Annotated in this window: 15 protein-coding genes; 6 read left to right on the top strand and 9 right to left on the bottom strand. The window is 67.1% G+C overall.

Annotation, left to right across the window (positions count from 1 at the left end; genetic code table 11):
* The first annotated feature begins 39 nt into the window (after positions 1–39).
* On the top strand, positions 40–1377 hold the full coding sequence (gene lat, locus ASD42_RS17715; RefSeq protein ID WP_056819172.1) for an L-lysine 6-transaminase: 1338 nt from the start codon (positions 40–42) through the stop codon (positions 1375–1377).
* A 62-nt stretch (positions 1378–1439) separates the two neighbouring features.
* On the opposite strand, the gene ASD42_RS17710 is transcribed toward lat, so the two are convergent.
* The 4 genes from ASD42_RS17710 to ASD42_RS17695 form a co-directional block, all read right to left on the bottom strand.
* Complete coding sequence (locus ASD42_RS17710; RefSeq protein WP_056818058.1) at positions 1440–1784, bottom strand: hypothetical protein; 345 nt, start codon at positions 1782–1784, stop codon at positions 1440–1442.
* A 36-nt stretch (positions 1785–1820) separates the two neighbouring features.
* Positions 1821–2792, bottom strand: coding sequence for a patatin-like phospholipase family protein (locus tag ASD42_RS17705; RefSeq protein WP_084787190.1), 972 nt, complete (start codon positions 2790–2792; stop codon positions 1821–1823).
* Positions 2793–2931: 139 nt separating this feature from the next.
* On the bottom strand, positions 2932–4731 hold the full coding sequence (locus ASD42_RS17700) for an acetyl/propionyl/methylcrotonyl-CoA carboxylase subunit alpha (protein WP_056818056.1): 1800 nt from the start codon (positions 4729–4731) through the stop codon (positions 2932–2934).
* A 188-nt stretch (positions 4732–4919) separates the two neighbouring features.
* The gene (locus ASD42_RS17695; protein WP_056819169.1) at positions 4920–5810 is read right to left on the bottom strand and encodes a sulfurtransferase; all 891 of its coding nucleotides are present in this window, start codon (positions 5808–5810) and stop codon (positions 4920–4922) included.
* 148 nt (positions 5811–5958) lie between these two features.
* Here ASD42_RS17695 and ASD42_RS17690 point away from each other — a divergent pair, with 148 nt between their 5' ends.
* Positions 5959–6723, top strand: coding sequence for a helix-turn-helix transcriptional regulator (locus ASD42_RS17690; protein WP_056818054.1), 765 nt, complete (start codon positions 5959–5961; stop codon positions 6721–6723).
* On the opposite strand, the gene ASD42_RS17685 is transcribed toward ASD42_RS17690, so the two are convergent.
* The 3 genes from ASD42_RS17685 to ASD42_RS17675 form a co-directional block, all read right to left on the bottom strand.
* Complete coding sequence (locus ASD42_RS17685) at positions 6649–7284, bottom strand: Maf family protein (RefSeq protein ID WP_056818052.1); 636 nt, start codon at positions 7282–7284, stop codon at positions 6649–6651. The genes ASD42_RS17690 and ASD42_RS17685 overlap by 75 nt on opposite strands.
* 21 nt (positions 7285–7305) lie before the next feature.
* Positions 7306–7632 (bottom strand): acyl-CoA carboxylase epsilon subunit, encoded by a 327-nt coding sequence (locus ASD42_RS17680; RefSeq protein WP_056818050.1) that lies wholly within the window; start codon positions 7630–7632, stop codon positions 7306–7308.
* A 129-nt stretch (positions 7633–7761) separates the two neighbouring features.
* The gene (locus ASD42_RS17675) at positions 7762–9402 is read right to left on the bottom strand and encodes an acyl-CoA carboxylase subunit beta (protein ID WP_056818048.1); all 1641 of its coding nucleotides are present in this window, start codon (positions 9400–9402) and stop codon (positions 7762–7764) included.
* 190 nt (positions 9403–9592) lie between these two features.
* Here ASD42_RS17675 and ASD42_RS17670 point away from each other — a divergent pair, with 190 nt between their 5' ends.
* Positions 9593–10381: a biotin--[acetyl-CoA-carboxylase] ligase gene (locus ASD42_RS17670; protein WP_056818046.1), complete on the top strand. Its 789-nt coding sequence runs from the start codon at positions 9593–9595 to the stop codon at positions 10379–10381.
* Between the two features lie 36 nt (positions 10382–10417).
* Here the strand turns inward: ASD42_RS17670 and ASD42_RS17665 are convergent, their stop codons facing one another.
* A complete protein-coding gene (locus tag ASD42_RS17665; protein ID WP_056818044.1) occupies positions 10418–11386 on the bottom strand; it encodes an acyl-ACP desaturase in 969 nt (322 codons plus the stop codon).
* A 127-nt stretch (positions 11387–11513) separates the two neighbouring features.
* On the opposite strand from ASD42_RS17665, the gene ASD42_RS17660 reads away from it, so the two are divergent.
* The 3 genes from ASD42_RS17660 (at position 11514) to ASD42_RS17650 (ending at position 14129) form a co-directional block, all read left to right on the top strand.
* Positions 11514–12047, top strand: a complete 534-nt coding sequence (locus ASD42_RS17660) for a PH domain-containing protein (RefSeq protein WP_056818042.1) — start codon at positions 11514–11516, stop codon at positions 12045–12047.
* A gap of 69 nt (positions 12048–12116) precedes the next feature.
* Positions 12117–12815: a response regulator transcription factor gene (locus ASD42_RS17655; protein WP_056818039.1), complete on the top strand. Its 699-nt coding sequence runs from the start codon at positions 12117–12119 to the stop codon at positions 12813–12815.
* A gap of 6 nt (positions 12816–12821) precedes the next feature.
* Positions 12822–14129, top strand: a complete 1308-nt coding sequence (locus ASD42_RS17650; protein ID WP_056818037.1) for a sensor histidine kinase — start codon at positions 12822–12824, stop codon at positions 14127–14129.
* Position 14130: 1 nt separating this feature from the next.
* On the opposite strand, the gene ASD42_RS17645 is transcribed toward ASD42_RS17650, so the two are convergent.
* On the bottom strand, positions 14131–14679 hold the full coding sequence (locus tag ASD42_RS17645) for a GtrA family protein (protein ID WP_056818035.1): 549 nt from the start codon (positions 14677–14679) through the stop codon (positions 14131–14133).
* Between the last annotated feature and the right edge of the window lie 8 nt (positions 14680–14687).

The following is a 14687-nucleotide window of genomic DNA, read 5'->3' as shown; positions in this document are numbered from 1 at the left end:
CCATAGAACTTCCGTAAAAATTTGCGTATCGTCGGTTTCATGACCATCGAACTGGAGCGCCCCGGCGCGGCGGTCATCCCCGCCAACCGGGTCCACGAAATCCTGTCCTCGCACATCCTCGCGGACGGTTTCGAGCTTGTGCTCGACCTACACGAGTCGCACGGCCGAACGCTGGTCGACGAACGCGACGGCACCAGCTATCTCGACATGTTCGGCTTCTTCGCCTCCAACGCGCTCGGGATGAACCACCCCGCGCTGGCCGGCGACGAGAGCTTTCTCGCCGAACTGGCCACCGCCGCGCTGAACAAGCCGAGCAACTCCGATATCTACACCGTCGAGATGGCCCGCTTCGTCGACACCTTCGCCCGAGTTCTCGGTGATCCGCGTTTACCGCATCTGTTCTTCGTCGACGGTGGTGCGCTCGCGGTCGAGAACGCGCTGAAAGTCGCTTTCGACTGGAAGAGTAGACACAACGAATTGCACGGCCGCGCAACGGATCTCGGCACAAAGGTGCTGCATCTGACCGGCGCCTTCCACGGGCGGAGCGGCTATACGTTGTCGCTCACCAATACCGACCCGGTCAAGACCGCGCGATTCCCGAAATTCGATTGGCCGCGAATCGACACACCGCACACCTTCGCCGGGCCAGACATCGCCGCCCTCGAAGCGCGCGCCATAGCCCAGGCCGAACAGGCCTTCGCCGACAACCCGCACGACATCGCCTGCTTCATCGCCGAGCCGATCCAGGGCGAAGGCGGTGACCGCCACCTGCGACCGGAATTCCTCGGCGCCATGCAGCGGCTGTGCCACGCCAACGACGCGCTGTTCATCCTCGACGAGGTGCAGACCGGTGTCGGCATGACCGGAACCACCTGGGCCTTCCAGCAATTGGACGTGCAGCCCGATGTGATCGCCTTCGGCAAGAAGACCCAGGTCTGCGGGATCATGGCAGGCGGGCGGGTCGACGAGGTGGCCGGCAATGTCTTCCAGGTGAGCTCACGGCTCAACTCCACCTGGGGCGGCAACCTCACCGACATGGTGCGCACCCGGCGCATTCTCGAAGTGCTGGAGCGAGATCGGCTGATCGAGGGCGCGGGGCCGCTCGGTGCGTATCTGCTCGACCTGCTCGGCAAGCTCGCCACCGCGCACCCGGACATGGTCAGCGAGGCGCGGGGGCGTGGGCTGATGTGCGCGATCACCCTGGCGACGCCGCAGCTGCGCGATCGGGTGGTGAACGAGCTTCGTGACCGTGAACATGTGCTGCTGCTCGGCACAGGGGAGCGCAGCATCCGGTTCCGGCCGCCGTTGACCGTCACCGAGGACGAGCTGAGTCAGGCCGTCGGCGCCCTCGACGCGGTGCTCACGCGAGAAACCTGACGGTGTGGCCGCGTGCCCGGAGACTGTTCCGCCGGGCACGCGGTGCCATGCGGTAGTGGCGATCAGGTCTGCGGGACAGTCAATCCGAGTGCGCCCGCGACGAAGCGGTGGACCGAGGCCAGACCGGCGGCCAGTGCCTGGTCCTCGCCGGGGCGAGCCCAGCCGGTGATGGTAGCGGTGTCGTCGGGGCCCGGTGTCACGCCGATCTCGGCGACCAGTTCGGCCGTCGTCGGAACGCAGACCGCCCAGGAGAAATGGGATTCATCGGCCCACTGCGCCGACCGGGTGGCCACGTAGTCCGGATCGGTGATGCCGCCGTCGGCCAGCGCGGGCCGGTCGTCGATGCGCTCGTCGGCGCGAAGGGCGCGCAGATACCAGGACCCTGCGTTGATCTCGATCGGTTCCACGCGAGCAGCCTAGTGGTGCCGTGCGCCGAGCCGGGGTCAGGCCGTGCGCAGGGCGCCGCCGCCGAGCAGTGAGTGAACCGCTGTGCGACCGATGTCGAGGGCGCGGGTGAGCAGGTCGGTGTCGCGGGCCGCGCTGTCGATGGCGGGGGAACCGACGGGTGGGTGCACCTGGAGGACGTGATCGCCGAGCCCGTCGAGGTAGCTGTCCTCGACCGCCTGCTGGCCGGGCCGCTTGCTCCACGCCCGGAAGGCGCCGGGCGCGATGGCGCGCATATAGCCGCCGCCGACCACCCGATGCAGCAGGGGAGCGGGCGGGCGGAGTTCATCGGTCCGGCGGGTCCGCAGGACCAGGGCGTGGGTGGCGCCCGCGGCCACGGCGGTGCGGATCGGGACGGTCTCGGTGAGCCCGCCGTCGAAGTAACTGCCGCCCGCGAGGGCCACCGGTGGTCCCGCCAGCAGCGGTAGGCCCGCAGAGGCCCGCAGCGCCGTCATGAGGGTGTTCTTATCGGTGATGTAGGGCCCGAGGTCCACCGACTTCCCGGTGCGGATATCGGTCGCGATCGGGTGGAAGGTGGTCGGATTGGCCAGGATGGCCGGAAAGTCCATCGGCTCGATGCCGTCGTACACGCGATGCACGAGATAGTGCAGATCGAAGACGGGTCGACCGCGGAAGATCCGCACCGGATCGACCACGCGGCGCATGATCACCGGGTCGGTCCACGAACGCATTCCCGTCGCCGCGCGCCCGCACAGCAACCACGCGCCGTTGATCGCCCCGGCCGAGGTGCCGTAGACGGCGTCGAACACCTTCGACAGGCCCAACTCCTCGAGCGCCTGGACCATGCCGCTGGAGTACACACCGCGGCTGCCACCGCCCTCGATCACCAACGCGAGCCGATTACCGTCGGCGCGCTGCCCGGATTCCCGGCGAGCCCGGATGACCTCGGCCACCGTGGCCGAACCCGGCGTCGAGAGCGGGTCCAGGCCGGTGTGCGCAGTACTGGTCACCAGACAACGATAAGCCTGGAAACTGAAGACCCGCTGCCTGAGACAGCGGGTCTTCAGTTTCCGTTCACTCACGCACCGACTGATCTCGGTGGTACATGGGTAACCAGGCGGTATTGCCGCCCCTTGGTGAGCTTGCTACCTACTTGATCTCCGCCAGAACGGTGCCCTGGGTGATCGCGGCGCCCGCCTCGACGGCCAGCCCGGTGACGACACCGGCCTTGTGCGCGTTGACCGGGTTCTCCATCTTCATGGCCTCGAGCACCACGATCAGGTCGCCCACCTCGACGGTCTGGCCCTCTTCGACCGCGACCTTCACGACAGTGCCCTGCATCGGCGCGGTCACCGCGTCACCCGACGCGGCACCGGCACCGGCGCCGCCACGCTTGCGCGCCTTCGGCTTCTTGCGAACCACACCGTTGCCGACCGAACCGGCCGCACCGCCACCGAGGGTGAACTGACCGGGCAGCGACACCTCGACGCGACGTCCACCGACCTCGACGACAACCTTCTGCCGGGGCAGATCGTCGTCGTCATCGTCGGCGGCACCGGCAGCCGTGTACGGCTCGACGGTGTTCTTCCACTCGTTCTCGATCCACTTGGTGTAGACGTCGAACTTCTCGCCGTCACCGATGAACGCCGGATCCTCGATGACCGCGCGGTGGAACGGGATGACCGTCGCCAGGCCCTCGACATCGAACTCGGCCAGCGCGCGACGGGCGCGCTGCAGCGCCTGCTCGCGGTTCTCGCCGGTGACGATCAGCTTGGCCAGCATCGAGTCGAACTGACCGCCGATGACGCTGCCCTGGACCACGCCGGAGTCGACGCGCACACCGGGGCCTGAGGGCTCGCGGTAGACGTTCACCGGGCCGGGAGCGGGCAGGAAGCCGCGACCGGCGTCCTCACCGTTGATCCGGAACTCGAACGAGTGGCCACGCGGGGTGGGGTCTTCCTTGATGGAGAGCTCGTCGCCGTTGGCGATCGCGAACTGCTGACGCACCAGGTCGATGCCCGCGGTCTCCTCGGTGACCGGGTGCTCCACCTGCAGGCGGGTGTTCACCTCGAGGAACGACACGGTCTCGCCCTGCACCAGGTACTCCACGGTGCCTGCGCCGTAGTAGCCCGCCTCGCGGCAGATGCGCTTGGCCGACTCGTGGATGGCGGCGCGAACCTCGTCGGACAGGAACGGCGCGGGCGCCTCCTCGACGAGCTTCTGGAACCGGCGCTGCAGCGAGCAGTCGCGGGTACCGGCGACGACCACGTTGCCGTGCTGGTCGGCGATGACCTGGGCTTCGACATGGCGGGCCTTGTCGAGGTACTGCTCGACGAAGCACTCGCCGCGACCGAAGGCGGCGATGGCCTCACGGGTGGCCGACTCGAACAGCTCGGGGATCTCTTCGATGGTGTGGGCGACCTTCATGCCGCGGCCACCGCCACCGAAAGCGGCCTTGATGGCCACCGGGACGCCGTATTCCTTGGCGAACGCGACGACCTCGTCGGCGTTCTTGACCGGGTCCTTGGTGCCCGCGGCCATCGGCGCCTTCGCCTTCTCGGCGATGTGGCGCGCGGTGACCTTGTCACCGAGGTCGCGGATGGACTGCGGCGACGGGCCGATCCAGATCAGCCCGGCGTCGATGACGGCCTGGGCGAAGTCGGCGTTCTCGGAGAGGAAACCGTAACCGGGGTGGATCGCGTCGGCGCCGGACTTGGCCGCGGCGTCGAGGATCTTGTCGAACACGAGGTACGACTCGGCAGAGGTCTGACCGCCGAGGGCGAAGGCCTCGTCGGCGAGCTTCACGAAGGGAGCGTCGGCATCGGGCTCGGCATACACCGCGACGCTGGTGATTCCCGCGTCCTTGGCAGCCCGGATCACGCGAACCGCGATCTCGCCGCGGTTAGCTACGAGTACCTTTGTGATCCGTGCGCTGGCATGGCTGGGCACTGAGCCTCCTGTGTGCAATCTTTGGTCGCGTCGGGGAACGGGTCGCCGGTTAGGCCCCGTGCCCGGTATCGACAACTTTCGTCTCGGGCGAGTGTAGGCAGTGTGCCAACCCTGCTCGAACTCGGCTAGCCCTACTGTCGAGTAGGTCGCAGGTCACACTACGCGGCGTCCAGTGATGTGAACATGTTTCAAATGATCTGATTCGCGACACCTGGTTCGGTGCCCGTGGCGATCGGTACCCGCACCGAGTTGCCCCATTCGATCCACGAACCGTCGTAATTGCGGACCGACCTGCGGCCGAGCAGGAATGTGAGGACGAACCAGGTGTGGCTCGACCGCTCGCCCACCCGGCTGTACACGACCAGGTCGTCGGCCGGAAGCGCGCCGTAGACCTCGTCGAGGTCGGCGCGCGAGCGGAAACGGCCGTCGATCGTGGCCGCCGCGGTCCACGGGATGTTCACCGCGGTCGGCACGTGTCCGCCGCGCAGGGCCGCGTACTCCTGGTTGAGCGGCTTGTCCTCGAGTTCGCCCGAGTACTCCTGCGCCGAACGCACGTCGACCAGGGGCTTGCCGAGCCTGCCGAGCACCTCCTCGCGGAACGCGCGCGCGGTCGAGTCGTCGCGCACGACCTCGGGGTAGTCGCTGGGGGTGGGGTAGGGCTGGTCGAAGGTGGTGTCGCGTTCCTCGGAGATCCAGGCGTCGCGGCCGCCGTCGAGCAGGCGCACGTCCTCGTGGCCGAACAGCGTGAAGATCCAGGCGGTGTGCGCGGCCTGGGCGTTGCCGCGATCGCCGTAGATCACGATCGTGTCGTCGCGCTCGATACCCTTGGCGCGCATCAGTTCGGTGAAGCGCTCGCCGTCGACATAATCGCGGGTCACCGGGTCGCTCAGGTCGCCGCGCCAGTCGATCTTGACCGCGCCCGGGACATGGCCGATGTCGTAGAGCAGGATGTCATCGTTGGACTCGATGATTCGTAAACCACGCACGCCGATGTTTGCGGACAGCCATTCTGTGGTTACCAATCGATGCGGGACTGCGTAGGAACCGAAGGCGGGGTGCGGATCCGGGGCGACAGGCACGGTGTGGTCCTTCACGCGAGTTGGGCGGGTGCGAGCACTTGGTGGTCGCAGCCGATGGTAAGTGTGTGGTGGCACATCACGAATCGACACAATGGGCGAATAAAGCGCACGGATGTCCGATAAAGTCTCTGGAGAGGAGGGGTGAGCTATGTCCGATTCTTGGCCGCGACGGCGACTGCTCGCGATCCTACGTGGCGCCACCGAGCCCCTCGATGCCCAGGAACTGGCCCGCATCACCGGACAGCACGTCACCACCGTCCGATTCCACCTCGATGTCCTCACCCGTGAATCGCTGGTTCGCCAGTTCCAGCAGCCGCCACGCGGCCGCGGACGCCCGCGCATCGGTTATCGCGCGGTGCAGCGCTCGGTGGGCTATCAGGAGCTCGCGCAGGTACTGGCCGACCATCTCGGCCCCGATCCGGTCGCCCGATCCGCCGCCGCCGTGGCCGCGGGCCGCGCGTGGGGTGCGCGGATGGATGTCGGCACGCAGCAGGTGGAGACCCTCGCCGATGCCAGGGACATCACCATGTCGCTGATGTCGGAGCTAGGGTTCGCGCCCGAGAAGGAGCCCGCCGGGGAGACCCCGGAGCACGTACAGATCAACCTGACCGCCTGTCCGCTGCGTGAACTGGCCCGCTCGCACTCCGAGGTGGTGTGTGGTGTGCACATGGGCCTCATGCGGGAGGTTCTCGAGCGCAACGGGGCCCGCGGGCGGGTGGACGTGCAGCTGCATCCGTTCGTCGAGCCCGAGCTGTGTACGGCCCGGCTCGACTTGACGATGAACGCGCCCGACCGCACCCCGGCCAAGGAGCCGGGGGATCAGCACGTGATCGCGCCGTCAGCCCCGCGGATCCCGCCACAACTGAGTGACACCGACGCCGACGTCTTCGAGCAGTCGGCGCAACAGCGGTAATCCGATCCCGATGACGCTGGACGGGTCGCCCTCGATCCGGTCGACGAACCAGCCGCCGAGCCCGTCCAAAGTGAACGCGCCCGCGACCTTCAAGGGTTCGCCCGTCGCGATGTAGGTATCGAGCTCATCGGGCGTCGGTTTCGCGAAATGCACCGTGGTACTGCTGCATTCGGCCGACTCGGCGACGATCTCGCCGTCGCGTAGACGCAGCACGCAGTGCCCGGTGATCAGGTCCGCGCTGCGGCCCGCCATCGTGGCCCAGCGCTCGCGCGCCACCTCGGGGGTGTGCGGTTTGCCCTGCAGCTGCCCGTCGACGAGCAGCATCGAATCGCAGCCGACGACAACACAGTCGGCGGCGAGTTCGGGAATCGAAGCGGCGACGTCGGCCGCCTTGGCGCGAGCCAAGGCGACGACGACATCGTGCGAGGAGGTGTCCGCGGGCAGTGCCGCCGACACCGCGTCCTCGTCCACGCCCGAGACCCGCACCACGGGGTCGATGCCCGCGGTGCGCAGGATCCCGAGCCGGGCCGGCGACGCCGATGCCAGAACCAGTCTGGTCATCTCAGCACCAGCTCGGTCACCTCAGCGCAGGTGCGACAGCATCGGGTACACGTACGGCGAGAACGGGTTGGTGCCCCGATGCATCATCGTCGATGTGCCCCATGCGTCGGCCGGTCCGTTCGAGGCACCGGCGGGCGCGTTGGCGGTTGCCGCGCTCAGGACGGCGACCAGAGCCGCGATGTCCTGATCGGTGGGCGAACCCTTGAGAATGCGGAACATCGGCTCGCCGGTGGTCGACACGGGGGCCTCGACCGCCGCGACCGACAGTTCGGCTTCTTCGACGAGTGGTTCGACGACGAGCTCGAGCTCGGCGACTGTCAGCACGTCTTCTTCTGCCACAGTTGTCACAGTGCCAGATCCTTCCTGCACTTACTTCGCTTCACAGCGCGGTTGACGCGATCATTCCCGGTGTGGCCGCGCTGATCAATAGTTGTCTTCCACAACAAGTGTGCGCGGCCTATCCGGGATATCGCGTTTTCAGAGCGGAATGTTGCCGTGTTTCTTCGGCGGCATGGTCACCATTTTGCGCTCGAGGAGCCGCAGCGCCGACACGATCTGGCCACGGGTGTGCGAGGGCGGGATGACCGCGTCGACGTATCCGCGCTCGGCGGCGACGTACGGGTTCACGAGAGTGTCCTCGTACTCGTTCTGCAGCTCGAGGCGCAGCGCGTCGACATCGTCGCCGTTCTTGGCGGCATCGGCAAGCTGCTTGCGGTAGACGAAACCGACGGCGCCGGAGGCGCCCATCACGGCGATCTGAGCGGTCGGCCACGCCAGGTTCACATCGGCACCCATGTGCTTGGAACCCATGACGTCGTAGGCGCCGCCGTAAGCCTTGCGAGTGATGATCGTGATCTTTCCCACAGTGGCCTCGCCGTAGGCGTAGAGCAGCTTCGCGCCACGGCGGATGATGCCGTTGTATTCCTGGCCGGTGCCGGGCAGGAAGCCGGGCACGTCCACCAGGGTGATGATCGGAACGTTGAAGGCGTCGCAGGTGCGCACGAAGCGCGCGGCCTTCTCCGAGGCGTCGATGTCGAGGCAGCCGGCGAACTGCATGGGCTGGTTGGCGACGATGCCGACGCTGCGGCCGTCCACGCGACCGAAGCCGCAGATGATGTTCATCGCGCGCTCGGCCTGGACCTCGAGGAACTCGTCGTCGTCGAGCAGACGGCGGATGACCTCGTGCATGTCGTAGGGCTGGTTCGGCGAGTCCGGGATGATCGTGTCGAGCTCGATGTCCTCATCGGTGAGGGACTCGTCGATCGCGCCGTTGATCGGGTCGGTGGGCGCGTGGCGCGGGGCCTCGGCGCGGTTGTTGCTCGGTAGGTAGCTCAGCAGGTCCTTGACGTAGTCGAGGGCGTCCTGCTCGCCGGAAGCGACGTAGTGGGCGACGCCGGACTTCACCATGTGGGTGTGCGCGCCACCCAGGTCCTCCATCGAGACCTCTTCACCGGTGACGGTCTTGATCACGTCGGGCCCGGTGACGAACATCTGGGAGGTCTGATCGACCATCACCACGAAGTCGGTGAGCGCGGGGGAGTACACGTGACCACCGGCGGCGGCACCCATGATCAGCGAGATCTGTGGGATCACGCCGGAGGCCTGCACGTTGCGGTGGAAGATCTCGCCGTAGAGGCCGAGCGAGACGACGCCCTCCTGGATGCGCGCGCCGGCGCCCTCGTTGATGCCGACCAGCGGACGACCGGTCTTGATCGCCAGGTCCATCACCTTGACGATCTTCTCGCCGTAGACCTCGCCGAGGGAGCCACCGAACACGGTGACGTCCTGGGAGAAGATGCACACGTCGCGGCCATCGATCGTGCCGTAGCCGGTGACGACGCCGTCACCGAGCGGGCGGTTGTGCTCGAGCCCGAAATTCACGCTGCGGTGCTTGGCCAGGGCGTCGAGCTCGACGAAGGAGCCTTCGTCGACCAGAGCGAGGATGCGCTCGCGCGCGGTCATCTTGCCCTTGGCGTGCACCTTGTCGACCGCGGCCTCACCCATCGGGTGTTGCGCTTCTTCCAGCCGATTCCGCAGATCAGCCAGCTTCCCGGCGGTGGTGTGGATATCGGGGGTGCCCGCCGATTCCGATGCGGGCTGCTGCTGGACACTCGTCATGGGTTGCGAGTGTAACGAGTGACACCGTCGCGCACCACGGCAGTCTCGCTTACCGGCCAGTAGAGAAACCCCAGCTAGGCGTACCTTCGCATTCGCTCCGGCCATGCGCGGTCTGATGATGGGCTGCGCCCACAGCGCCTATTCCGTGTGGTCATGATCGTTCACAGAGAACTCCAGTAACGTGCCGAGAATGAACAGGGCACCCATCGATGTACAGGGTCTGCGCAGCTCGCAGGGACTGTCGTTCTACGACCGGATCGATGTGGTCGAATCGACCGGATCGACCAATGCCGATCTGGTCGCCCGCGCCGCCGACCCGTCCGCCGACCGTCAGGCGCTGCTCGCCGAGGAACAGGTGAGCGGTCGCGGCCGACATGCCCGCGCCTGGGTGAGTCCGCCCCGTGCGCAGATCTCGCTGTCGATCCTGGTTCGCCTGTCCGGCATCGACCCCACCGCCCTCGGCTGGCTGCCGTTGCTCACCGGCATCGCGGTGGTCGACGCGCTGCGCGGCACGGCCGGGGTCTCGCCGGAATTGAAGTGGCCCAACGATGTTCTGCTCGACGGCCGCAAGCTCGCGGGCATCCTGGCCGAGGTCGCCACGACCGGGATCTCGCCCGCGGTCGTGGTCGGCATCGGGATGAATGTCGACCTCGACGAGTCGGAACTGCCTGTCGCGCACGCGACTTCGCTTGCTCTGGCCGGTGCGCGAGACATCGACCGTACCGCGCTGGTCGCGGCGATCCTGACCGAGTTCGCGCGCCGCTTCACCACGTGGGAGCGGGCAGGCTGGGAAACCGCCGATCTGGTGGCCGAATATCGCGAGCGGTGCGCCACCATCGGGATCGAGGTGCGCGCCGAACTGCCCGGCGGGACGGTGCTCACCGGGGTGGCCTCCGGCGTCGACGACACCGGACGGCTGCTCATCGGCGAGCGGGCTGTGTCGGCGGGCGATGTGTCCCACCTGCGCGGACAGTACTGACGACGGGCCCGAACCGGGCCCGTCGCCGGCACAGGGTCAGCGTGCGGCCGAACCCGCCGTCGCACGCTCGGCCACCTCGCGCTCGCGCGCGAGCAACCGGTCGCGCTGCTCCTCGAACCGCAGGACGTCCTTCTCCAACTTGTCGATGAACAGTGCGAGTTCATCGCGCGCGGCCTCACCGCGCGCACCGAAGTCGTTGCGCTCGAAGACATTCCACTGCTTGAGCACCGGACGCACCACCTCGTCGAGGTGCTGGCGCAGGTCGTAGATGCCGTGCTTGGCCATCAGCACGCCGTTGCGCCGCCAGTTGGGCATGCCCGCGCCCGGCATCTGGAAGTTGGTGAGCACCTTGGTGATCGCGGGCATCGCCTGGTCCGGCGCGAGATCGAGAGCCGCCGCGCACAGGTTGCGATAGAAGATCATGTGCAGGTTCTCGTCGGTGGCGACGCGGGCCAGCATCTTGTCGGCGACCGGGTCGTCGCACACGCGGCCGGTATTGCGGTGGCTCACCCGGGTGGCCAGTTCCTGGAACGTCACATACGCGACGTTGACCAGGAATCCACCCCAGTTCGCCGGTGCGTGCGCGCCCTGAGTCATGTGGACCATCCGCGCTTCTTCCAGCGCCACCGGGTCGACGCCGCGGGTGACGACGAGATAGTCGCGGATCACGATGCCGTGGCGGTTCTCCTCGGCGGTCCAGCGGCCCACCCAGGTGCCCCACGCGCCGTCGAGCGAGAAGTTCTCGGCGATCTCGCGGTGATAGGACGGCAGGTTGTCCTCGGTGAGCAGATTGGTGATCATCGCCGCCTTGGCGACCTCGGTGAGCCTCGATTGTGATGGCTCCCAATCGCTTCCGCCCATGGCGGCGAAATTGCGGCCTTCCTCCCACGGAACGTAATCGTGCGGATTCCAGTCCTTGGCGATGGAAAGGTGCCGGTTGAGGTTCTGTTCGGCCACTGGTTCGAGGGCCGTGAGGATTTCGAGCTGAGTCAGATCTTCGGTCACGCGTGCCTCCACTGTCGGTGTCGAGCAAGCAGATATGGGCAAAACCTGGCATCTAGCGTGTAATCCACAGTATCGCCTCGGCCGTGGCATCGAGAAATGCGGTGTGCCAGCGCGGTACTGTCACATCATGGGTTACCCGGAGGATGTCCTCGCGCCCGACGAGCAGTTGATCCTGCACCGCCACCCACATTGGAAAATGTTGGTGTGGCCCATCGTCACTCTTATCGTCGGGACCGCGGTCGCCGGTTTCCTCGGCGGCTTGGCTTGGCGCAATACCACCGGTCACGTCCGCACTGTGCTGCTGATCCTGCTCGGCCTCGCCTGGCTCGGGCTGATCGCCTGGCGGGTCGTCGCGCGCGTGATCGCCTGGAAGTCGACGCATTTCATCGTCACCGGACGGCGGGTGCTGGTGCGCCAGGGCGTGCTCACCCATACCGGCATCGATATCCCGCTCAGCCGCATCTCCAGTGTGCAGTTCCGCCACGGTCTCCTCGACCGGGCGCTCGGCACCGGCACGCTGATCATCGGTTCCTCGTCGGAGGAGCCGCTCGAATACGACGACGTGCCCCAGGTGCAGCAGGTCCACTCGCTGCTCTATCACCAGGTGTTCGAGGCGGGACGTTCCGCCAACGAGCAGCACTGGGGTGGCGGATACCGGTGAGCCGACGCGCAGCGTTCCTCAGCTGCGCATGGCCGGAGCGCGGGCGGAGGTTTCGCATAACCTGTGCAGATGACCGCTGTACTGCTGGCCGAAGACGACGAGGCGATCGCCGCACCCCTGTCGCGTGCACTGGGGCGTGAGGGCTACACCGTCACCGTCGAGCGCTTCGGTCCGGCGGTGTTGCGCCGCGCGCTCGAGGGCAACCACGACCTGCTGATCCTCGACCTCGGCCTGCCCGGCATGGACGGGCTGGAGGTGTGTCGGCAGGTGCGCGCGAGCGGCGCCGACCTAGCGGTGCTGATGCTCACCGCCCGCACCGACGAGGTCGACTTCGTCGTCGGCCTCGACGCGGGCGCCGACGACTACGTGGGCAAACCGTTCCGCCTGGCCGAGCTGCTGGCCCGCGTGCGAGCTCTGTTGCGGCGCAGCGGAATCGGTGACGACGCCGTGGAGGTCGGCGCCATCCGGCTCGAACCCGCCGCGCGGCGCGTACTGGTCAACGGGGCCGAGGTGAACCTGGCCAACAAGGAATACGAGCTGCTCAAGGTGCTCATCGACCGGGCCGGTCAGGTGGTGGCGCGCGAGACCATCCTGCGCGAGGTCTGGGGCGATGCCGACCTGCGCGGTTCCAAGACACTCGACATGCACATGTCCTGGTTGCGTCGCAAGATCGGCGACGAGGGCCCGATGGCCGAGCGTCGCATCGTCACCGTGCGCGGTGTCGGGTTCCGGCTCAATACCGACGGACCCACCTCGCACCGAGGCTGACGGGCCGTGCGACGTCGCATCCTGCGTTCGATCCTGACCGTGCTGACCATCACCACGGTGGTGCTCGGCGTGCCGTTGATCTACACCGCCTGGCTGTGGGTCGAAGACATCACCCGCAACGATCTGCAGAGTCGCCTGGAACGGATCTCGACCGAGGTGATCGCCCAGGAACGCGTCGACGGGACCGTCCACGACGGCCTCGACATACGCGCCATGAGCGCGTTGGTCCCCGAGGGCGGCAAGCTCACGATCGTCTATCCCACCCCGGACGACAATGCCGCGCGCACCGATGTCGGTGTCGGGGAGGTCACCGATCCGCTGGTCGAATCGCTGTCGATGGGCACCTCCGGTTCGCTGCGGCTCGAGGTGCCCGCCGGGCCGATGCATTCGAGGCAGGAGCAGGCGGTGGCCGCGGTGGCGCTGGCCGTGCTCGCCTCACTCGGGGCGGCATTCTCGGTCGCCGTGGTGACCGCGCGGCGGGTCGCCGATCCGCTGCGCGATGTGGCCGCGAGGGCCGCCCGGCTGGCGATGGGCGACTTCCGGCCCGATCCCCGCCGCCACGGCATCGCCGAACTCGACCGGGTTTCCGATGTGCTCGATTCGGCGACCGTCGAGATCGCGGGCCGCCTGCAACGCGAGCACGCGCTGGTGGCCGACGTTTCCCACCAGCTACGCAGCCGCCTGACCGCCGTTCGATTGCGTCTGGACGAGTTGTCCACCCACGCCGACCCCGAGGTGGTTCACGAGGCAGAAGAGGCGATGGCGCAGGTCGACCGGCTCACCGAGGCCATCGACGACCTGGTCCGCGCCTCCCGCGACGAAGACGCCACCGACCGCGATCCGGTCCCGGTGATGGCGGAATTGCGCGGTGTCGTCACCGAGTGGACCCATCCGTTCCACGAGACCGGACGCGAACTGCTCCTGCTCGGCGACGAATCCCTGCAGGCCCCGATCACCGGTTCGCGGTTGCGCGAGGCCGTCGCGGTGCTGGTCGACAATGCCCTGATGCACGGCGCGGGCACCTGCACGATCTCGGTGCGCACGGTCCCGACGATGAGTTCGCGCGACCCGCTGATCTGTGTGGAAGTGTCCGACGAGGGCGAGGGGGTGCGCGATGAACTCGCACCGCACATCTTCGATCGTGGTTTCTCCGCGGGCGGGTCGACCGGCGTGGGTCTCGCGCTGGCCCGCGCGCTGGTCGAGGCCGACGGTGGTCGTCTCGAGCTGCAGCGTCGTCGTCCAGCGCTGTTCGCGGTGTTCCTCGGTTCCAAGCTCAACCGACCGCAGAACGCGACGCTGACCGAGCCGCGCTGACTCAGCTCTGGCCGAGAGGTTCCTGTTCCCCTTCGACCAGGACCTCGAGTTCGGCGACGATGTCGTCGATCTCGTCGGGGAACACCCAGCGCCGCATCGCCCAGAACCGGAACGCCATCTGCAGCAGATTGCCGATCACGAAAGCGCTGACGAAATCGGCGATGTTCTCGACGAGGAAGCTCACATGGGGTTCGCGCAGATCGAGCACATAGATCGAGATCCACAAGGGGATATTGCTCAGGATCACCCCGATCCCGCTCACCCCGAAGAACAGCAGTGCCTCGTGATGCTTATCTCGCCCGCCCCGGTTCTTGAATGACCATTCTCGGTTGAGGACGTAAGACGCGATTACCGCCACCACGCCCGAGATGATCTTGGCGGTGATCGGCTTATCCGAGAGAACTGTCCATTTCAGAAGGTAGAACAGGCCGCTGTCGATCACGAACGTCGTCGCCCCGACGATGGCGAACTTGATCAGCTCTTTATGCCTGATCGCGGTTTCGCGAAGGCGCGGGGGAAGGACGCTGACCACGTCGTCGACGATTGACACGAGTTCTG

This window comes from Nocardia sp. Root136, assembly GCF_001427185.1.
GTDB classification, from domain to species: domain Bacteria; phylum Actinomycetota; class Actinomycetes; order Mycobacteriales; family Mycobacteriaceae; genus Nocardia; species Nocardia salmonicida.
Note: the sequence above shows the minus strand (reverse complement) of the source record. Positions and strands in the feature narration are given on the sequence as shown.

What these genes read in the sequence shown, in the direction of transcription:
- lat (WP_056819172.1), top strand. Translation starts at nt 40, where the DNA reads ATGACCATCGAACTGGAGCGCCCCGGCGCGGCGGTCATCCCCGCCAAC.
- ASD42_RS17690 (WP_056818054.1), top strand. Translation starts at nt 5,959, where the DNA reads ATGTCCGATTCTTGGCCGCGACGGCGACTGCTCGCGATCCTACGTGGC.
- ASD42_RS17685 (WP_056818052.1), bottom strand. Translation starts at nt 7,284, where the DNA reads ATGACCAGACTGGTTCTGGCATCGGCGTCGCCGGCCCGGCTCGGGATC.
- ASD42_RS17675 (WP_056818048.1), bottom strand. Translation starts at nt 9,402, where the DNA reads ATGACGAGTGTCCAGCAGCAGCCCGCATCGGAATCGGCGGGCACCCCC.
- ASD42_RS17670 (WP_056818046.1), top strand. Translation starts at nt 9,593, where the DNA reads ATGAACAGGGCACCCATCGATGTACAGGGTCTGCGCAGCTCGCAGGGA.
- ASD42_RS17660 (WP_056818042.1), top strand. Translation starts at nt 11,514, where the DNA reads ATGGGTTACCCGGAGGATGTCCTCGCGCCCGACGAGCAGTTGATCCTG.
- ASD42_RS17655 (WP_056818039.1), top strand. Translation starts at nt 12,117, where the DNA reads ATGACCGCTGTACTGCTGGCCGAAGACGACGAGGCGATCGCCGCACCC.